The 15,099-nt window shown below is 40.6% G+C and carries 10 protein-coding genes; 4 read left to right on the top strand and 6 right to left on the bottom strand.

The features are described 5' to 3' along the window. The first annotated feature begins 37 nt into the window (after positions 1-37). Complete coding sequence (locus tag BFS30_RS13440) at positions 38-913, top strand: hypothetical protein (protein WP_069379761.1); 876 nt, start codon at positions 38-40, stop codon at positions 911-913. Positions 914-978: 65 nt separating this feature from the next. On the opposite strand, the gene BFS30_RS13435 is transcribed toward BFS30_RS13440, so the two are convergent. Next, complete coding sequence (locus BFS30_RS13435; protein ID WP_069379760.1) at positions 979-1,503, bottom strand: DinB family protein; 525 nt, start codon at positions 1,501-1,503, stop codon at positions 979-981. A 91-nt stretch (positions 1,504-1,594) separates the two neighbouring features. Beyond that, positions 1,595-3,961 carry an outer membrane beta-barrel family protein gene (locus BFS30_RS13430; protein WP_083252038.1) on the bottom strand — a complete coding sequence of 789 codons (2,367 nt, stop codon included), beginning with the start codon at positions 3,959-3,961 and terminating at the stop codon, positions 1,595-1,597. Positions 3,962-4,169: 208 nt separating this feature from the next. Between BFS30_RS13430 and BFS30_RS13425 the strand changes: the two genes are divergently transcribed. Next, positions 4,170-5,249 carry a sensor histidine kinase gene (locus BFS30_RS13425; protein ID WP_208603059.1) on the top strand — a complete coding sequence of 360 codons (1,080 nt, stop codon included), beginning with the start codon at positions 4,170-4,172 and terminating at the stop codon, positions 5,247-5,249. A 12-nt stretch (positions 5,250-5,261) separates the two neighbouring features. Beyond that, complete coding sequence (locus tag BFS30_RS13420; protein ID WP_069379759.1) at positions 5,262-5,969, top strand: LytR/AlgR family response regulator transcription factor; 708 nt, start codon at positions 5,262-5,264, stop codon at positions 5,967-5,969. 83 nt (positions 5,970-6,052) lie between these two features. On the opposite strand, the gene BFS30_RS13415 is transcribed toward BFS30_RS13420, so the two are convergent. From BFS30_RS13415 to BFS30_RS13405, 3 genes are all read right to left on the bottom strand, one after another. Continuing rightward, positions 6,053-6,898: a hypothetical protein gene (locus tag BFS30_RS13415; RefSeq protein ID WP_208603058.1), complete on the bottom strand. Its 846-nt coding sequence runs from the start codon at positions 6,896-6,898 to the stop codon at positions 6,053-6,055. Positions 6,899-7,025: 127 nt separating this feature from the next. Then, positions 7,026-8,906, bottom strand: coding sequence for a RagB/SusD family nutrient uptake outer membrane protein (locus tag BFS30_RS13410; RefSeq protein WP_069379757.1), 1,881 nt, complete (start codon positions 8,904-8,906; stop codon positions 7,026-7,028). 16 nt (positions 8,907-8,922) lie between these two features. Continuing rightward, positions 8,923-11,991: a SusC/RagA family TonB-linked outer membrane protein gene (locus tag BFS30_RS13405; RefSeq protein ID WP_069379756.1), complete on the bottom strand. Its 3,069-nt coding sequence runs from the start codon at positions 11,989-11,991 to the stop codon at positions 8,923-8,925. Positions 11,992-12,410: 419 nt separating this feature from the next. Here BFS30_RS13405 and BFS30_RS13400 point away from each other — a divergent pair, with 419 nt between their 5' ends. After that, positions 12,411-13,202 carry a ThuA domain-containing protein gene (locus BFS30_RS13400; protein ID WP_208603057.1) on the top strand — a complete coding sequence of 264 codons (792 nt, stop codon included), beginning with the start codon at positions 12,411-12,413 and terminating at the stop codon, positions 13,200-13,202. Here the strand turns inward: BFS30_RS13400 and BFS30_RS13395 are convergent. Continuing rightward, positions 13,185-15,065: a 7TM diverse intracellular signaling domain-containing protein gene (locus tag BFS30_RS13395; RefSeq protein ID WP_069379754.1), complete on the bottom strand. Its 1,881-nt coding sequence runs from the start codon at positions 15,063-15,065 to the stop codon at positions 13,185-13,187. The genes BFS30_RS13400 and BFS30_RS13395 overlap by 18 nt on opposite strands. Positions 15,066-15,099: the final 34 nt, after the last annotated feature.

Below are 15,099 nucleotides of genomic sequence, written 5' to 3'. Positions count from 1 at the left end.
ACAAAAATTGCAATAATCTAATAACTTTGGGATCATCATGATCAGCAAATCTATACCTCCTTTATTTCTAATCCTATTCCTCTTTATTGCCTGTAGTGATCAGAAAAAAGATAAATATCCAGCCATTAAATACTTTCCTGATTTCAACAGCACTTCAAACAACATTCATCTGGAACAGCTTGGCACTGATGGGGAGGACATTTGTCGCGTGTATCGTTCAAGAGATCACAAAAAGCTTGTGGTGATCAGCAGACTGATCAACGAACCTGCAAAAAATTACCGCTTACAGGTTTATGATACCTCTTTAAAACTCGTTAAAAAGATTGATGCACCAGAACTCGATGGCTTATTCGGGCAGGATGATCAGGAAAACATTTATGCAGGAAAGGGTTATTTTGAACATGATTCTTATCAATACCGCCCGATCATCCAAATGCGCGTAACTGACCGGCCTTCCAACTCAGGGAATGAGCTGGAAATTGACAAAAACACTTTATTGGCCATGCCGGAAAGAAGAGATACCCTGCTCAGTTTTCAGCGTAAAGATTATAACGGACTTTTTTACTATATGAAAAAGTCGGGTAAAGTTTATCAGATTTTTTTCCAGAATTGTGCGTATTGCGAGAGTCAATTCAACCGGGATTTCTCTATTTCGGAATATAGGGCAGCTGACAATGGAACAGATCAGATCCTCAGTCCGTATGACTTACTTCCAAAGGGATGGCTTCAGGATAATTCAATCTACTATTATCAGATGAAACTGGAGAAAGAAGCGGTCGATTTTAAGATCAGCTATCCTGATGAAAGTCAGGCTAGTCTGCTTAAAAAAATTGACTTTGCAGGCAAATCATTTCTTTTTTACAAGCAGACATCGCAGAAAAATCGCAGGCTATATTTTTTTAAAGCGAACTAACCTTGTAGGTATCTGATGAAAAAGATCGACAAGATTAGTCCGTTTATTCTTGTACATCGCCCGTTTTAATCGCGCAGCCAAAAATAGGGAGGCTCGATTCCCAATGACCTCAGGTATACCGTTGCCTGGGCGCGGTGGTGAATTTCATTGTCTATCCAATATAAAACGAAGGAATAGATTGGCCCTTCATATTCCCCGTAGGCAAGGTCCATTTCATGGAAACGGGCTAAAGGAATTTTAGGCCATCCGGTCTCAATATCTGCCGTAAGTTCATCCCACAGCTGTAGCATTTCCGCTTTCGTTGCCGGTTTTGATCCGTTAACATGATGCGGCAATGATCCTACCTTATCCCATTCGCCTGTCAATACGCCATTCATTCCTGATGAAGCCAATCCGATCATCTCCAGTACCATCTCCGAAAAAGGGCGCATCCCTCCAATACTATAATTAAAAAACTCTTTTTCCGGAAAGGTTTCAATCACCCTTCGGGTAAGTCTGCGGTGTCCCTGCCAGTGAACCAGCAGATCTTCTGTGGCGATTACAAAGGGAGAGGCATAAATTTTTTGTACGTCTGCAATATGATTTTCCATGTCTTTAGGTTTTATAGGGTCTTGTATTTATTTACAAGACAAAGAAAACATGGACCAGTGACAACCCTATGGCAGTCTGTTTTAAAAAAAATTATTCATCAGGCAAACGGTCTTTATCGTCCTTTTTCCTGTTAAACCGATAAACGATAGTTCCAGAAACCAATCTGCCAAATCTCCGGGATTCAGATTCAAGGCGATAACTATCTGTATTGGTCACCCTTTTATCCACCATCGAATCAAAGACATTGATTATCCCGAGGGTAAAGGACATTTTATCTTTAAAAAGGTCTTTGCTCAGTGCAATATCGGCCCTATACTGCGCCTTATTAACAGATTGTATGTCCTTCTTTTTACCGATATAATTGAAGCTGGATTCTATAGACAGGTTTTTAGAGAATTTCATCTTCGAACCGATTCTTGTAAACCAGGTCTGATCTTCAGCGCTATAATCTTTTCCATCGTAGGCTCCTTGCTGCTTATACTTATAATAGTTCAAATCCCAGGATAAACGCCACCATCCAAGTGGATTGTAACTGCTGGAAAGCTCAAAGCCATAACGGTCTTCAAAATCCAGATTGACCGGAGTACTCACAAAATAACCCTCCGGTGTTTGTTCAATTACATACTGGAAGTAATTGGTGGTATGTTTATAGTAGATGGAAGGGTTAACATTCAGTTTTCCTAAGCGTTTGATCATCGATAGTTCAAATGAATTGGTATAGGTAGGGTCCAGATCCGGATTTCCCACAGTCAAATTGCGGATATCAGATAGTCCCGAAAAGGGATTTAACTGCCAGAACTGAGGTCTGTTGATCCTACGGCTATAACTCAGCTGAAACTCGGCACTTTCAGGAAGTTTATAAGTTAAATGAACTGTTGGAAAAAGGTTCAGGTAATTCTTCTCCTGATCAAAAGTACCAGCACGATCTGATATCCCAATTTGAGACCATTCAGCCCTCAGTCCAAGGAGATAACTAAACTTCTTGATCTTATTTCCGTATTGCATATAAGCGCTGTACAGGTTCTCATCATACTTCAGCTTATTGTTATATTTTGACAATAACACCTCGTCAGCTTTTGCCCAATAATCGCTCCTGATGGCCCGAAGGTCTGTCCTGATTCCGGCCTCAAAACGGGAATCTTTTGAAAAAGCAGTTACAAAATCACTTTGAATATAGATGTCATCACTACTTTCAATATTTCTGGAAATAAGCCTGGAGATCAATTTGGGAAGCGGAAAATTCTTTGTCTGCATGATGTCCTGGTTTTCATCATCATTCCAAAAATCATACTGCAGATTGGTAGTCCATTTCTGGTCTTTGTTATCAAAGGTTTTTACATAATTCAATTCCAGCTGATTGTACTTTTGTGGTTCCCTGTAATTTTCAAAGCGGGTAACCGCACTGTCAAGGTTATTGCCTCCGTTCCCATATAAATATCCAAAATTGGTGGTATCTCTGTTGAACAGGGTACTATGGTAGAAACTACCGGTCAGCGTATTTTTAGGATTGATGTAATAATCCCCACCGACATATATGTTATAAGTATCGTCATTCCGGCGTTGCCTGTTCTGCTGATGCAGTGTATTTGTTATTCCATTTTTCACGCTCGTTTGAAAACGTTTTTCAGCTGCGTGAAAATCTCTGGACCGCCCTCCTACGTTCGAAAAAACGTTAAATTTTTCCGTTTTATAGCTCAGGTTTAGATTGCCATGGTAGTTTACCGGATCTCCAAGTCCGGCCTGAACAGATCCGTTTAAGCCACCGATGGTATTTTTCTTCAAAATGATGTTGATGATCCCTCCCCCTCCCTGTGCTTCATACCTTGCCGAAGGGTTGGTAATCACTTCTACTTTTTCAATATTGCTTGCAGGGATCTGCTCCAAACCATTGTTGGCAGTAAGCATAGAGGGTTTTCCGTTAATTAACACACGGACACTGCCGTTTCCTCTTAAACTGACTCCACCATTGGCATCCACATTTACTGAAGGGACATTATTTAAAATATCGTTTGCAGAACCTCCTTTAGAGATCAGGTCTTTTCCTACGTTAAAGACTTTTTTGTCAAGATTCAGTTCTACTGTCGATTTTTCTCCAATCACATCTACCGACTTCAACAATTTAACATCTTCCTGTAATAGGATACTTCCCAGATTAGTATCCTCTTTGATTTGTTTATTTTCCAGTAGGATTGGCTTATAAGAGATGAATTCTATTTTCAGGTGGTATTGTCCAGGTTTGATGGCTAAGGAAAATTCTCCTTTTTTGTCGGTCACAGTAGTTTTCAGCATCTTATTGTCAGTAAGAGCGCGCAGGGTGACTCCTGCATATTCCAAGGGTTGTTGTGTCGTGTTGTCCAGAACCTTTCCTCTTACCTTCACTTCGGCTACTTGTTGACCAGGGCTTTGCAGACTGCAAAACATCATTAACATCAGGACTAACTTCCCTATATTGTTCATTGTTTGATTGGATTTATTTTTCGAAAATCATTAATTACAAGACACCGTAAAAAGATTAATGTCACACGATATAGAAAAGAGGATCAAAGACTTAAAAGACATGATGAAGTAGCTTTATAGGGTTTAAAACTTTTTCTGTCTGCGTTTTTGAACTGTTCGTCGACGAAAAATACTGATTGATGTAACGAATGGTATCTTTGATAAGAATATGTCATTATTTGAGAAAATTGTAAACTATAGCACGGTACATCGGATACCCAGCCATATCCTTTTCTGGGTGATGGTTTTTTTACTATCCCTTAGCAAGCCGGAAGGACATACTTCTGTTTCTGAAGAAATAAGGACAGAACTGATTACAGAAGGTTTTGCTCTTTTTTTATCCATGATTTCTACTTATTTCGTAGCTTATCTGGTGATTCCAAAGCTGTTGAATGTAAAGAGTTATTATTTTCTGATCTTCTATTTCCTGATCGGCAGCTACCTGATCTGTGTATTTTCAAGAACAGTAGTCATTTATGTTGTGGAGCCGCTGGTAAGAACCCCACCTTTTGACCAGGAATCTTTTCTGGAAATACTAACAGACATCCCCAAGCTTGCAGGTTCTTATTTTCTTCATGATTTTTCTACCGCATGGGTTTTTACCTTTCTAAAATTGCTCAAGGATCAATACCTGATTCAAAAGCGTGCACTTCAGCTGGAAAAAGAAAAGGCAGAAGCAGAATTAAAAATTTTAAAGACCCAGCTGAATCCTCATTTTCTTTTTAACACCCTAAATAACATCTACTCGTTATCCCTCATGAATTCATCAGTAACTTCAAAGTCTATTGCGGGTTTATCTGAAATTCTGGATCACGTACTTTATCGTTGCGATGGTACCTATGTACCTTTATCGGCTGAGATTACCCTTTTACGGAATTACATTGAACTGGAAAAGCTAAGATATGATGACCGTCTGCAGGTAAATTTTCGACAAACGATAGATGAAAATGCAGAAATAGCACCGCTGATTTTACTATCCTTAGTAGAGAATGCGTTTAAATACGGTGCCGGAGAGGATATTGGAAATCCAGTGATCAATATTGACCTGAAGCTTCAGAACAACCATTTCACATTTATGGTTTCCAATTCATTTATGCCCAGGGAGAATAAGAACAAACAAATTGGATTAAACAACATCAGGAAACAGCTGGATTTAATCTATCCGGGAAATTATGAGCTGAATCTATCTCAACATGAAGAGACTTTTGTAGCTTTATTAACCATTAACCTACACCATCCGGTAGTGTAAAATATTAATTCCATGAAAGTAAAATGTCTCCTGGTAGACGATGAACCACTCGCCATTCAGCTGATACAAAAGCATATTGATCAGCTGGAATCCTTTGAGGTGGTAGGTACCTGTGGCAATGCAATTAAGGCCCTGGAGATTTTAAGATCAACACAGGTAGACCTCTTGTTTCTGGACATTAAGATGCCCCAGATCTCCGGAATAGATTTCTTAAAGACCTTAAGAAATCCTCCTGCGGTGATTATTACCACTGCGTACCGGGAATTCGCAATTGAAGGGTATGACCTGGACCTCATTGATTACCTTCTGAAACCCGTCACCTTTGATCGTTTCTTCAAAGCAATTGAACGGTATTTAAGGTTAAATCACCAGAGTAGCCCTACGCTGCTTCCTCCATCAGATCAGCAATTTATGTACCTCAAATCAGGGGGTAAATTTCATAAATTAAACATTGATGACATCTTATACATCGAGAGCCTAAAGGATTATGTGGTTGCCCATTGTGTGAACAATAAGATAACGGCAAAGTACAAAATCAGCGACCTGGAAACAGAATTACAAGGTAAAGGTTTCCTGCGTATCCACAGATCTTATCTCATTAACCTAAAAAAAGTTACAGCTTTTACCGCTTACGATATTGAGATCGGTAGCAAAGAAATACCCATCGGCGCAAGCTATAAAGAGTATGTATATAAGGTATTAAAAAATCCTGTTTCCTAAATAGGGAAAGCTCCGGATTACTCCGGAGCTTTCGGCCCCACCTGGGTCAAATGATAACCTTAAAAGATTCCTGAAGGCGTTCTTTAGTTTAATGGTGCAGCAGCTGTACTCAATTTAACTACAGGCCAGACTCCAGGAGAAGGAACACTTACCCCTTTATTGTCTCCCCGTTTAATATCCTGACCAAAATAATAAAGTGGCCAGCCTTTATAGGTCAATTGTTTTTTTCCAAAAACCGTAATCTGTCCGACAAATTCAGCTTTAAACACCGAAGGCAGGCTTTTCACATCAGCCTCATAAATGGGCCAAACGCCATTGTTACTAAAATCAGGTTTGGTAAAGTTATTCTTGTTTGCTTTATCAGGAGCAAAAGCATATAAGGTCCTTCCATTTCCATCAGTAAAATATTGTGTGATTCCTGCCCCTTCCGTAAGTGCTTCAGTATATTGTTTTCCATTTGCACCAATAAGCTGATTATTAACCAACATGATGGAATAATCGGTTTTTCCGACAAACCAGTTTCCACCTACGCCATCTCCATTGACATCCCCAGCCGCAGCATCATTTTTATAATAATACAAGGGCCAGCCTTTATAGGTACTTTGTTTTTTACCGTCTGCACGGCTAATCACACCTACATCAGCTGCATTGATGCCTGGATTATCGCTCAACTCTGCAGAGTAATAGACAGGCCATACGGTTTCACAACCACCGGTACATCCGGAACTACCATCCGCATCAACAGCGAAGAAGTAAAGTGTTTTTCCGGTATTGTCTGTAAGCACAGCACCAAATTTGGCATTTGTTGCAATTTGGATCCCTTTTTTTGAAACACCAGGATCATTAACACCGTCCTTTTTGGAACAAGCGCCAAAAACTGTCAAAAGACATAAACAGATCAGTAATTTTGTTTTCGAATAATTCATCATAAGTCAAATTTTTAGGGGGATTAATTAATAGTTCTATACTCCTATTACGAATACTTCCCCCTAAGCGTTGCTTCTTCAAAAAATAAATCTCAAAATCAGCTTACAGTAAATTTTATAAGGGAGAGATTTATTCAATTTTATCAAGTGGGGGTACATTGGCTTCAAATCCACTATACCCTTTATTCTGATTTACACGGCCATTGGCATTAAACCGCTGCACACTTGCAGGAACCGGCCACAGCACATGATACGGTGCAATTCTATATTTTACCCCCTGAAGGGTTGGCACTTCATTTTTATAAAAATCATTTTTCTCTATGATGCGGTCATAGAAGAAATTATTCTCAGAAAAGGAAGCTATACTATATGATTTGCCATTATATGCTGGTTTTCCTGTTAGGGCAAAAATATAGGCGATACGCGTCAGTTCTGTTTTTCTGGGTTCTTCCCAGTAAAGCTCCCTTGCACGTTCGTCCAAAATGGTCCCAATGGTAATTTTGTTGATATCAGTAAGCAGTTCGGCATTTGCACGTGCCCTGACCTTATTGATATCTTCCATGGCAAGACTAAGTTCTCCTTTCCAATAATAAGCTTCCGCTCTCAACAGATAAGTCTCCGCTACCCTGAAAACATACCAATCTGTATTTGTACCGCGGGGTGGGCTCCAGTAGGGATCATTAGCCAGCGCATTGGTTGAATTGATGAATACTTTATAATGCGGCCATCCAAACCAATGACGAATGGTATCTAAAGCACCATTTTCAAAACGTGCAGCCACGTTACTGCTGTTATATTCTACCAATGGTTTACCGTATAAATCCCGGTCTGCCTGAATTTTTGAAGTTTTTAAAGCCGGGTTATTGTAGACCAGATCTGTCATGTTCATCCACATTCCTTTGGCATGTCGGTAATCGGTATGGTCTGTCCAGATATATTTGGTGCTATACGGAGTTCCACGATACCTGCCAATTCCACGGCCATACATTCTGGTTAAAGGAATTTCTGCATTTGCAGCATCTGTCAGAGCCGTGGCTCCGGAAGGGGTTTTCACATTTGCAAAATGCCATGCAGGAACAGTATTACGCATCAACTGAGAACCCAGAGCAGTAAAACCTCCGGCTAATCCTTCTCTGTCTACTACCAGAAAAAGAGTTTCTTTATTGTTTGGCAGAGCTTTATTGTCCATGCGGTGTAAGTCCCATACCACATTTTTAGTCGCATCAGCAGCTGTGCTTCCGAAACGACTGGTCATCAATCCATATTTACTTCCGTTCAATACATTGCTGGCAGAGGCAATGGCATCGTCAAATTTACCCAGCGCCAGATTCACTTTGGTTAGCAAATGGCTTACGGCACCCCTTGTTACCTCACCTCTGTTGGCATTTTCGGGTACAGAACTTTGTGCAAATTCAAGATCCGCCTTCATTTTTGTCAGGATCACTTCCCGCTTTGTAGAGAAAAAATCATCGCGGGGAGCAGTCAGATCCTTTAACATGAGTGGCACATCGCCAAACTGATGCACCAACCGGTAATAATGATAGGCACGATAAAAATAGGCTGCTCCCAGAATGCTGTTCTTCTCTGCAGGAGAACTATAAACAGGCCTGTCAATATTTGATATCACCGTATTTGCATACCTGATACCTTTAAATTCTTCGTCCCAATACCAACCGATTTTATTAAAATCGGCACTGTTCAGGTTTGCATCCGGTGTAATGCGGGCGATCAGATCCTGAGCCGGAGTACTTTTATCCGTTGTTCCTTCAACGGCAACATCAGAAAAGATGGATTCTGTAAGTAAAGGAGCAGAATCACCAAAGTATTCCTGACGGACATTTGCTCCGAGTGCATTTAATGCACCTCGTAATGCAGCAACATTACTCAAAGAGCTTTCCGGAGAATACTGGGAGAGTTGGTCCGAATCCAGAAAGCTTTTCTTACATCCTCCAGCTGCAAGCAGTAAGGTAGCAGTAACGAATATGGTTAATTTTATATTTGTAGTTTTCATTAGATTTCTTTTTTTGTTACAATGAAAGGTTTAGACCAAGGGTATAATATCTGGGAGTAGGACCATCATTTTCCGGATCCCAGAAATTCCAGTCCGGGCTGTATACCGCAGCATTATTTACATTCATATATACTTTGGCCCCTTTAATCCTGATCTTGTCCAATAAGTTTTTCGGAATGCTATAAGCAAGGGCAACTGTATTCAATCGGATAAAAGAATTTTTCCGGTAAACGGCGAAGTTGGTTCCGCTTAAGCCCGATGCAAGTCTTGCATAGTCATTAATGGGATTAGAGGGCGTCCAGTAAGGAGTCACATAAGAGTTCATGCGGGAAAAACCTACGCTGCCCGGTTGATTTTTAGGCTGATCATTTCTTTTGTATTGCCCCCAGTTAGAGACTACCTGAAAGGAAAAGTCGAAGTTTTTATAAATGTTGAACTCATTCCGGATTGCCCAGTTGAAGCGCGGACTTTTATAGCCTAAAAACTGTTTATCTTTATCATCATAGCTATAATTCCCATCTAGATCCTGTAATTTGAAATCACCTGGCTTAATTCCCTTGTTGAATTTATTGGCTTCCGCCACTTCATCCTCCTGCCATACGCCAAGGATTTTATAATCCCAGATCACATCGATATCTTTTCCGATAAACCATCCATTTCCAGGATCATCAGCTGGTGTAGCCAGTTTAACGATCTTATTTCTGTTCATGAAGAAATTAAAACTGGTATTCCAGGTAATGTTTCCGCTGGTTATATTTTTCGTATTCAGGTTAAATTCTATTCCTTTATTGTTTACCTGAGCAAGGTTAGAATACACATTCACGTACCCTCCAACAGAAGAAAGCGAGGGCCGGACCAATAGATCGGTTGTTTTTTTACTGTAAACATCGATGGAACCACCGATCCTTTCTTTAAAGATAGAGAAATCCAACCCTGCGTTAAAGGAAGCGGTCTGTTCCCATTTCAATTTTGGATTCGACATCCTGCTGCCAATGACTACTGTATTCACTTCTGAAGCCGTTCCACTTCCATCCACAGTCTGGTATTTATCAATAACCAGTTGAGATAAAGCAGCATAAGGATCTACAGTATTGTTATCCGGGTTACGTAAATCCCGGTTTCCGTTGATGCCATAAGAGAAGCGTAACTTTCCGTAATTCAGCCAGGTCAGCGATTTAAGAAAAGACTCTTCCGTAAATGTCCAGGCAAAGGCTGCAGCCGGGAAAGTTGCCCTTTTTGACTGCACTCCGAAGACGGAATATCCATCCCTGCGCACGGATAAGGTCAGGTTATAACGTTGCATCAGGCTGTATCCCAATCTCGCCATCAGGGCATCACCTGTGTACACTTTATCCTCACTGTTTACAGAAGGTTTTATCCCGCTGGCTATATTATGATAACCTAAAACATCAGCAGGAATAAACCCCTGGTTTCCGGCTTGTGTCCACCAGGTTTGGTACTTTTCTCCATTCGCTAGTAATGTCACATCGAAATTGTGGATCTCCCCTATGGTTTTGTTCCATTTTAACAGGTTATCTACCTGCCAGTTATAGCGTGTTTCCTGTGCACGGGTGACAATTCCACCCGGAGTGGTCACATCCGGATTTGCAGAAGAACTGTGGTTGAAAAGGCGGAAATTATCTAATCCCGGACTAAAATTCAGCTGATAGGTAATTCCAAAAGGGAGTTTCACCTTGGCAAATAAACTGGCAAACAAAGTCGTTTGCTTATCCATTCTGCTATTATAAGTCATATTAAGAAATGGATTTCTCGCGTTCGATCCATTGTCATCCGTTGGGATTCTTCTTAAGGTACCATCCGGGTTATACATATCTCCATAGGGTGAAATGTTAATCAGTTGATTCCAGTTGGCTTCAATAGATCCTTCGTCGCGATCCGCAAACTGCAGGTTCATTCCCACGGTTAAAAATTTCGCGGCCTGACCTTCCAGATTTAACCGGGCTCTGAAAGTACTGAACTGACCACCTTTGATCAGGTTTTCATTTTTCTGATATCCCAAAGACATGTAATAGCTGATCTCTTCTTTTTTTCCACCCATACTGAGGGTATGGTCCTGGCGCAGTCCTCTTCTGAATACCTCATTATACCAGTCTACGGTCTTACCATCCAGATAATTTGCCTTTTCGTTGGCAAGAAGACCAAGTCTGTTTAGCCAAAGATCTACCGGATCGCCATTTTGCCCATTTAACCATTGTGTTAAAGTTACCCCCTCAGGAAGGCTTCTTGGATCGTTGTACAAATAGGGTGGTGTTGCAGCACCACTGCGTTTCGCATCAGCTCTCCAATCCAGAAAAGCCTGCCCTTCGTAAGTTTTCATGTCCTGAGCCAGCTCAGCAATCCCGAAATTGGTGTTAAAGGTGATGGTAGGCTTTTCGCTCTTTCCTTTTTTTGTGGTAATGGCTATGACACCGGTAGCCGCCTTTGCACCAAAAACAGCCAGAGAACTCGCATCCTTCAATACGTCAACAGCTTCAATGTCATTCGGATTAATGTCTGATAACTGTCCGTTATAGATTACCCCATCTAAAACGATCAAAGGAGCCGTACCTGCACTAAGTGTTGTTTTTCCCCTTACCAGGAGGTCGCCCCCACCTTTTGCGCTGCTGTTCAGCTTCACGCTTAAGCCGGCAATATTTCCCCTTAATAGGTCTGACACATTCTGAGGATTTTCATTTTCAAGTTGTGTTGCTCTTATACTGGATATTGCACCGGTAACATCCTTTTTCTGTGATGTTCCATAACCAACCACCACAATTTCTGAAAGGCCACGCGATTCTTCCGTAAGCACCACATTAAGTTGTGTCTTATTGCCGACTGCAATTTCCTGGCTGGTATAACCTATCGCCGAATAAATGAGTACCCCATTCCCCGGCACAACGATGGCATAAGCCCCGTTCGGTCCCGAAGAGGTGCCGATTTTTGAGTTTTTAAGTTTAATGGATACACCGGGAATTGGCGCTCCCTGTTTGTCCTGAATGAGGCCTTTAATGGTACGGTCCTGAGCAAAGGACCATAGGCAGCTCATGAGCACAAAAACAATAAGAAGAGTAATTCTTTTTTTCATGTTTATTTGGTTAGAATTTATAATTGGTGTGCTAAAACTATTTGAATTAAACTGCAATAGCAAAAAAATAAACCACATAAAAGACTGATAAACAATAACTTACAATAAAAACAATACGCTTTAATTACAAACAGGAAATACACTTTATCCCTGATTCAGATCAAATTAGCTGGTTTATAGTTTTAGCTGTGATACGGTTAAAAAGCATTGAAAATTTCTCTAAAAAAGTTAAACTTCAGACTTAAAAAGGCTTTCTAAGGAGCCAAAAACGATGTTTTTGGAGAAAGGGACCGCTCATTTTGTCCGGAAAGATGATATATTTGGTTAAGAACTTCTAAAGACCAGATCAAACCATGGACTTATTCTCTAAAATTAACCGGTGGTTATTGTTATGCATGCTTCTTTTTACCACATCGGGAATGGCAAAATCCATATTGAAAGTAAAGTTCAGCGTAATTGCTTTCTATACGGCAAAAAATGATCGCGCCCATATCAGTTATGTTCATGAGGCCAATCGATGGTTTCCAAAAATGGCGGCTAAATATAATTTCAGTTACGACACGACCTCCAACTGGGCCAATATGAATGAAAAGTTTCTGGCCAGATACCAGATCGTTTTATTCCTTGATACCAGACCGGAAGATCCGGTTCAACGACTCGCCTTTCAGCAATACATGGAAAAAGGAGGTGCCTGGATGGGGTTTCATTTCGCGGCATTTTCCTTAGCCGGATCTACTTTCCCCGACAACTGGAACTGGTACCATCATCAGTTTCTTGGTTCAGGTTCCTATGGCAGTAATACCTGGCGGCCTACCTCAGCAGTTCTAAGCGTAGAAAACAGCAAACATCCGGTCACCAGACCGTTGCCCCCTGTCTTCAGGTCCAGCCCTAATGAGTGGTACCGATGGGAAAATGATTTAAGAAAGAATCCGGATATCGATATTCTACTGGCTGTAGACAGTAGCAGTTTTCCATTAGGTACTGGCCCTAAAGCGCACGAGATCTGGTATAATGGCTATTATCCTGTGGCATGGAGCAATAAGAAATATAAAATGATTTACGTCAATATGGGGCATAATGACATCGACTATGAACATCATACCAATAAGGAATTATCATTTACCTTTGGCAATACCAGTCAGGACAAATTTATTATGGAAGGCCTGTTATGGCTTGGAAATCAAAAAATAAACTCAGGATTCAAGAACTAGTTTACTCCAGCCCCCCTCTCCTGCATTTCGAAGTTCCTTTTTCCGTTCTTCCAGCATTTTCTGCATTTTGCTATTGTAAGCCCAGCAGGTGCTTTGCCGGATCAACAGGATTTCTGACAATTTATGTGAAGATATTTTTCCCTTTGTGGAATATACCAGGAAAAGCATGTAAAAAGCTTTATTAATCGGAATTCGGCTATTCTGAAATATGGTATTGGCAATCACCGACTCATCGTACCCACATTTCGTACACCTGCGACTGTAAGGAAGAAAACCAGACAGATAATGGGCATTTGTACACTTCCTGCAATGATACCCATTTGCCCATTTGAGTTCTGACAAGTACTTAAAACAGGTTTCCCGGTCGGGATAGATCTTACTGAATTCGGCAAAATCCACTTCATCCGACATCACCCTCGCTCTGGTGACCTTTTCAATATTCTGATGAAGTTCCTGATTGTCTTTTTCCAGCATAGCATTCATTACAGAAATCTCTTCATTCTGCTTCTCTATAATGGCAGCTTTATCCCTTACCTCTCTGGTTCTGATCTCTACCAATGAACTCAGCTCCTTATTAAGAGTTTCCTGTAAGCGCTCGTTGATTTGCAGCTGAGTGATGATCCTTTTCTGCGCTTTATCTTTTTTCTTTCTTAACGTCCGGATACTTTCACCGATGGCAAAAGAAACCAGGATCATTTCGATAACAAAGCAAAAACTTAAGCTATAATAAGTGACTGGTCCATAAGGAAGCCAGGAGACATTTAGCAACAACAGGATTTTTATCGCAAAACCAATGAGCAGGAAACTATAACCAATTACAAAGAATCTCGCTGGTTTATAGCGGTTCTTCAAAATGTAAATTCCTGTACCATAAGCCACCAGTAAAGGAATCAGCTCGATCAATTTAAAGCTGAAAAGATGTTTATCAAACAGACACCAGATGAAGAACCCAATCCTTAGAATAAGAACTACAATAATCAGCTTATGCAGTTCCGGAGCCTTGGCTTTTACATATAAAAAATTGAGGGTAAACATCAGTCCGAAAATACTGCTAAAAAATAAGGCGAAACCAAAGCCGTATTCGTTCCACCAGGGAGAGTCAGGCCATAAATATTGAAATGCAATTCCATCGCTACTCATCTCATACAAACCTATGCTGAGGTTGTACAAGACATAATACAGGTATTGCTTTTGTCTTACGGCGAAGAACATCAGCAAATTATACAAACTGAACACGATAACCATGCCATAGAACAAGCCGAAAATAAGATACTCATTGAGCGCATATTTAATGAACCAATGCACATCCCTGAGCACAATAATCGCTCCCACTGATTGAGAAGATTTCAGCTTCACATAATAGGTAAGTTCCAGGTCTGAATTGTTCTTCAGGTCGTAAGTGAAATTTTTATGTCCATACTCTCTTTTACTGAAAATATACTCTGTTCCAAAATAATGTGCATGATACTGCTGCAAGGTATCCGGAACATATAGGCTTACATGATGAATCGACTGATCGAAAAATTCCAGAATCCAGTTTTTCGATGAATTTCTGGTATGCTTAATTTTGAAGCGATACCAATACGAGGAACCGGTATGGTAATTTTTAGGCGTATACTTTTTATTCGATTGGAATTTCAAATTGAAATCCGGCTTTAAAATATCCGAAAAAGTTAAAGTATTGGTTTTGTCTTCCAGATACTCTAGTTCTCCATAAGAAAAGATATGGTGCGGAACCTGGTCCTGAATAACTACGACCCGCTGGGCAATGCTTTCCTGAGTTATTACGGCGCAAAGGATCAATAGGAGCACAAAGCTTTTAACCCAGGGTCCGGGTAAAGGGAAGTGATGCAGTTTTGTCATTTAAAGTTTCAGGCTAAACAGATATTTGGTTGCC

The organism is Pedobacter steynii (assembly GCF_001721645.1).
Lineage (GTDB): Bacteria > Bacteroidota > Bacteroidia > Sphingobacteriales > Sphingobacteriaceae > Pedobacter > Pedobacter steynii_A.
Note: the sequence above shows the minus strand (reverse complement) of the source record. Positions and strands in the feature narration are given on the sequence as shown.

Coding starts and splice junctions, on each gene's coding strand:
- BFS30_RS13440 (WP_069379761.1), top strand. CDS start 38: ATGATCAGCAAATCTATACCTCCTTTATTTCTAATCCTATTCCTCTTT.
- BFS30_RS13435 (WP_069379760.1), bottom strand. CDS start 1,503: ATGGAAAATCATATTGCAGACGTACAAAAAATTTATGCCTCTCCCTTT.
- BFS30_RS13425 (WP_208603059.1), top strand. CDS start 4,170: ATGTCATTATTTGAGAAAATTGTAAACTATAGCACGGTACATCGGATA.
- BFS30_RS13430 (WP_083252038.1), bottom strand. CDS start 3,961: ATGAACAATATAGGGAAGTTAGTCCTGATGTTAATGATGTTTTGCAGT.
- BFS30_RS13415 (WP_208603058.1), bottom strand. CDS start 6,898: ATGATGAATTATTCGAAAACAAAATTACTGATCTGTTTATGTCTTTTG.
- BFS30_RS13410 (WP_069379757.1), bottom strand. CDS start 8,906: ATGAAAACTACAAATATAAAATTAACCATATTCGTTACTGCTACCTTA.
- BFS30_RS13420 (WP_069379759.1), top strand. CDS start 5,262: ATGAAAGTAAAATGTCTCCTGGTAGACGATGAACCACTCGCCATTCAG.
- BFS30_RS13405 (WP_069379756.1), bottom strand. CDS start 11,991: ATGAAAAAAAGAATTACTCTTCTTATTGTTTTTGTGCTCATGAGCTGC.
- BFS30_RS13395 (WP_069379754.1), bottom strand. CDS start 15,065: ATGACAAAACTGCATCACTTCCCTTTACCCGGACCCTGGGTTAAAAGC.
- BFS30_RS13400 (WP_208603057.1), top strand. CDS start 12,411: ATGGCAAAATCCATATTGAAAGTAAAGTTCAGCGTAATTGCTTTCTAT.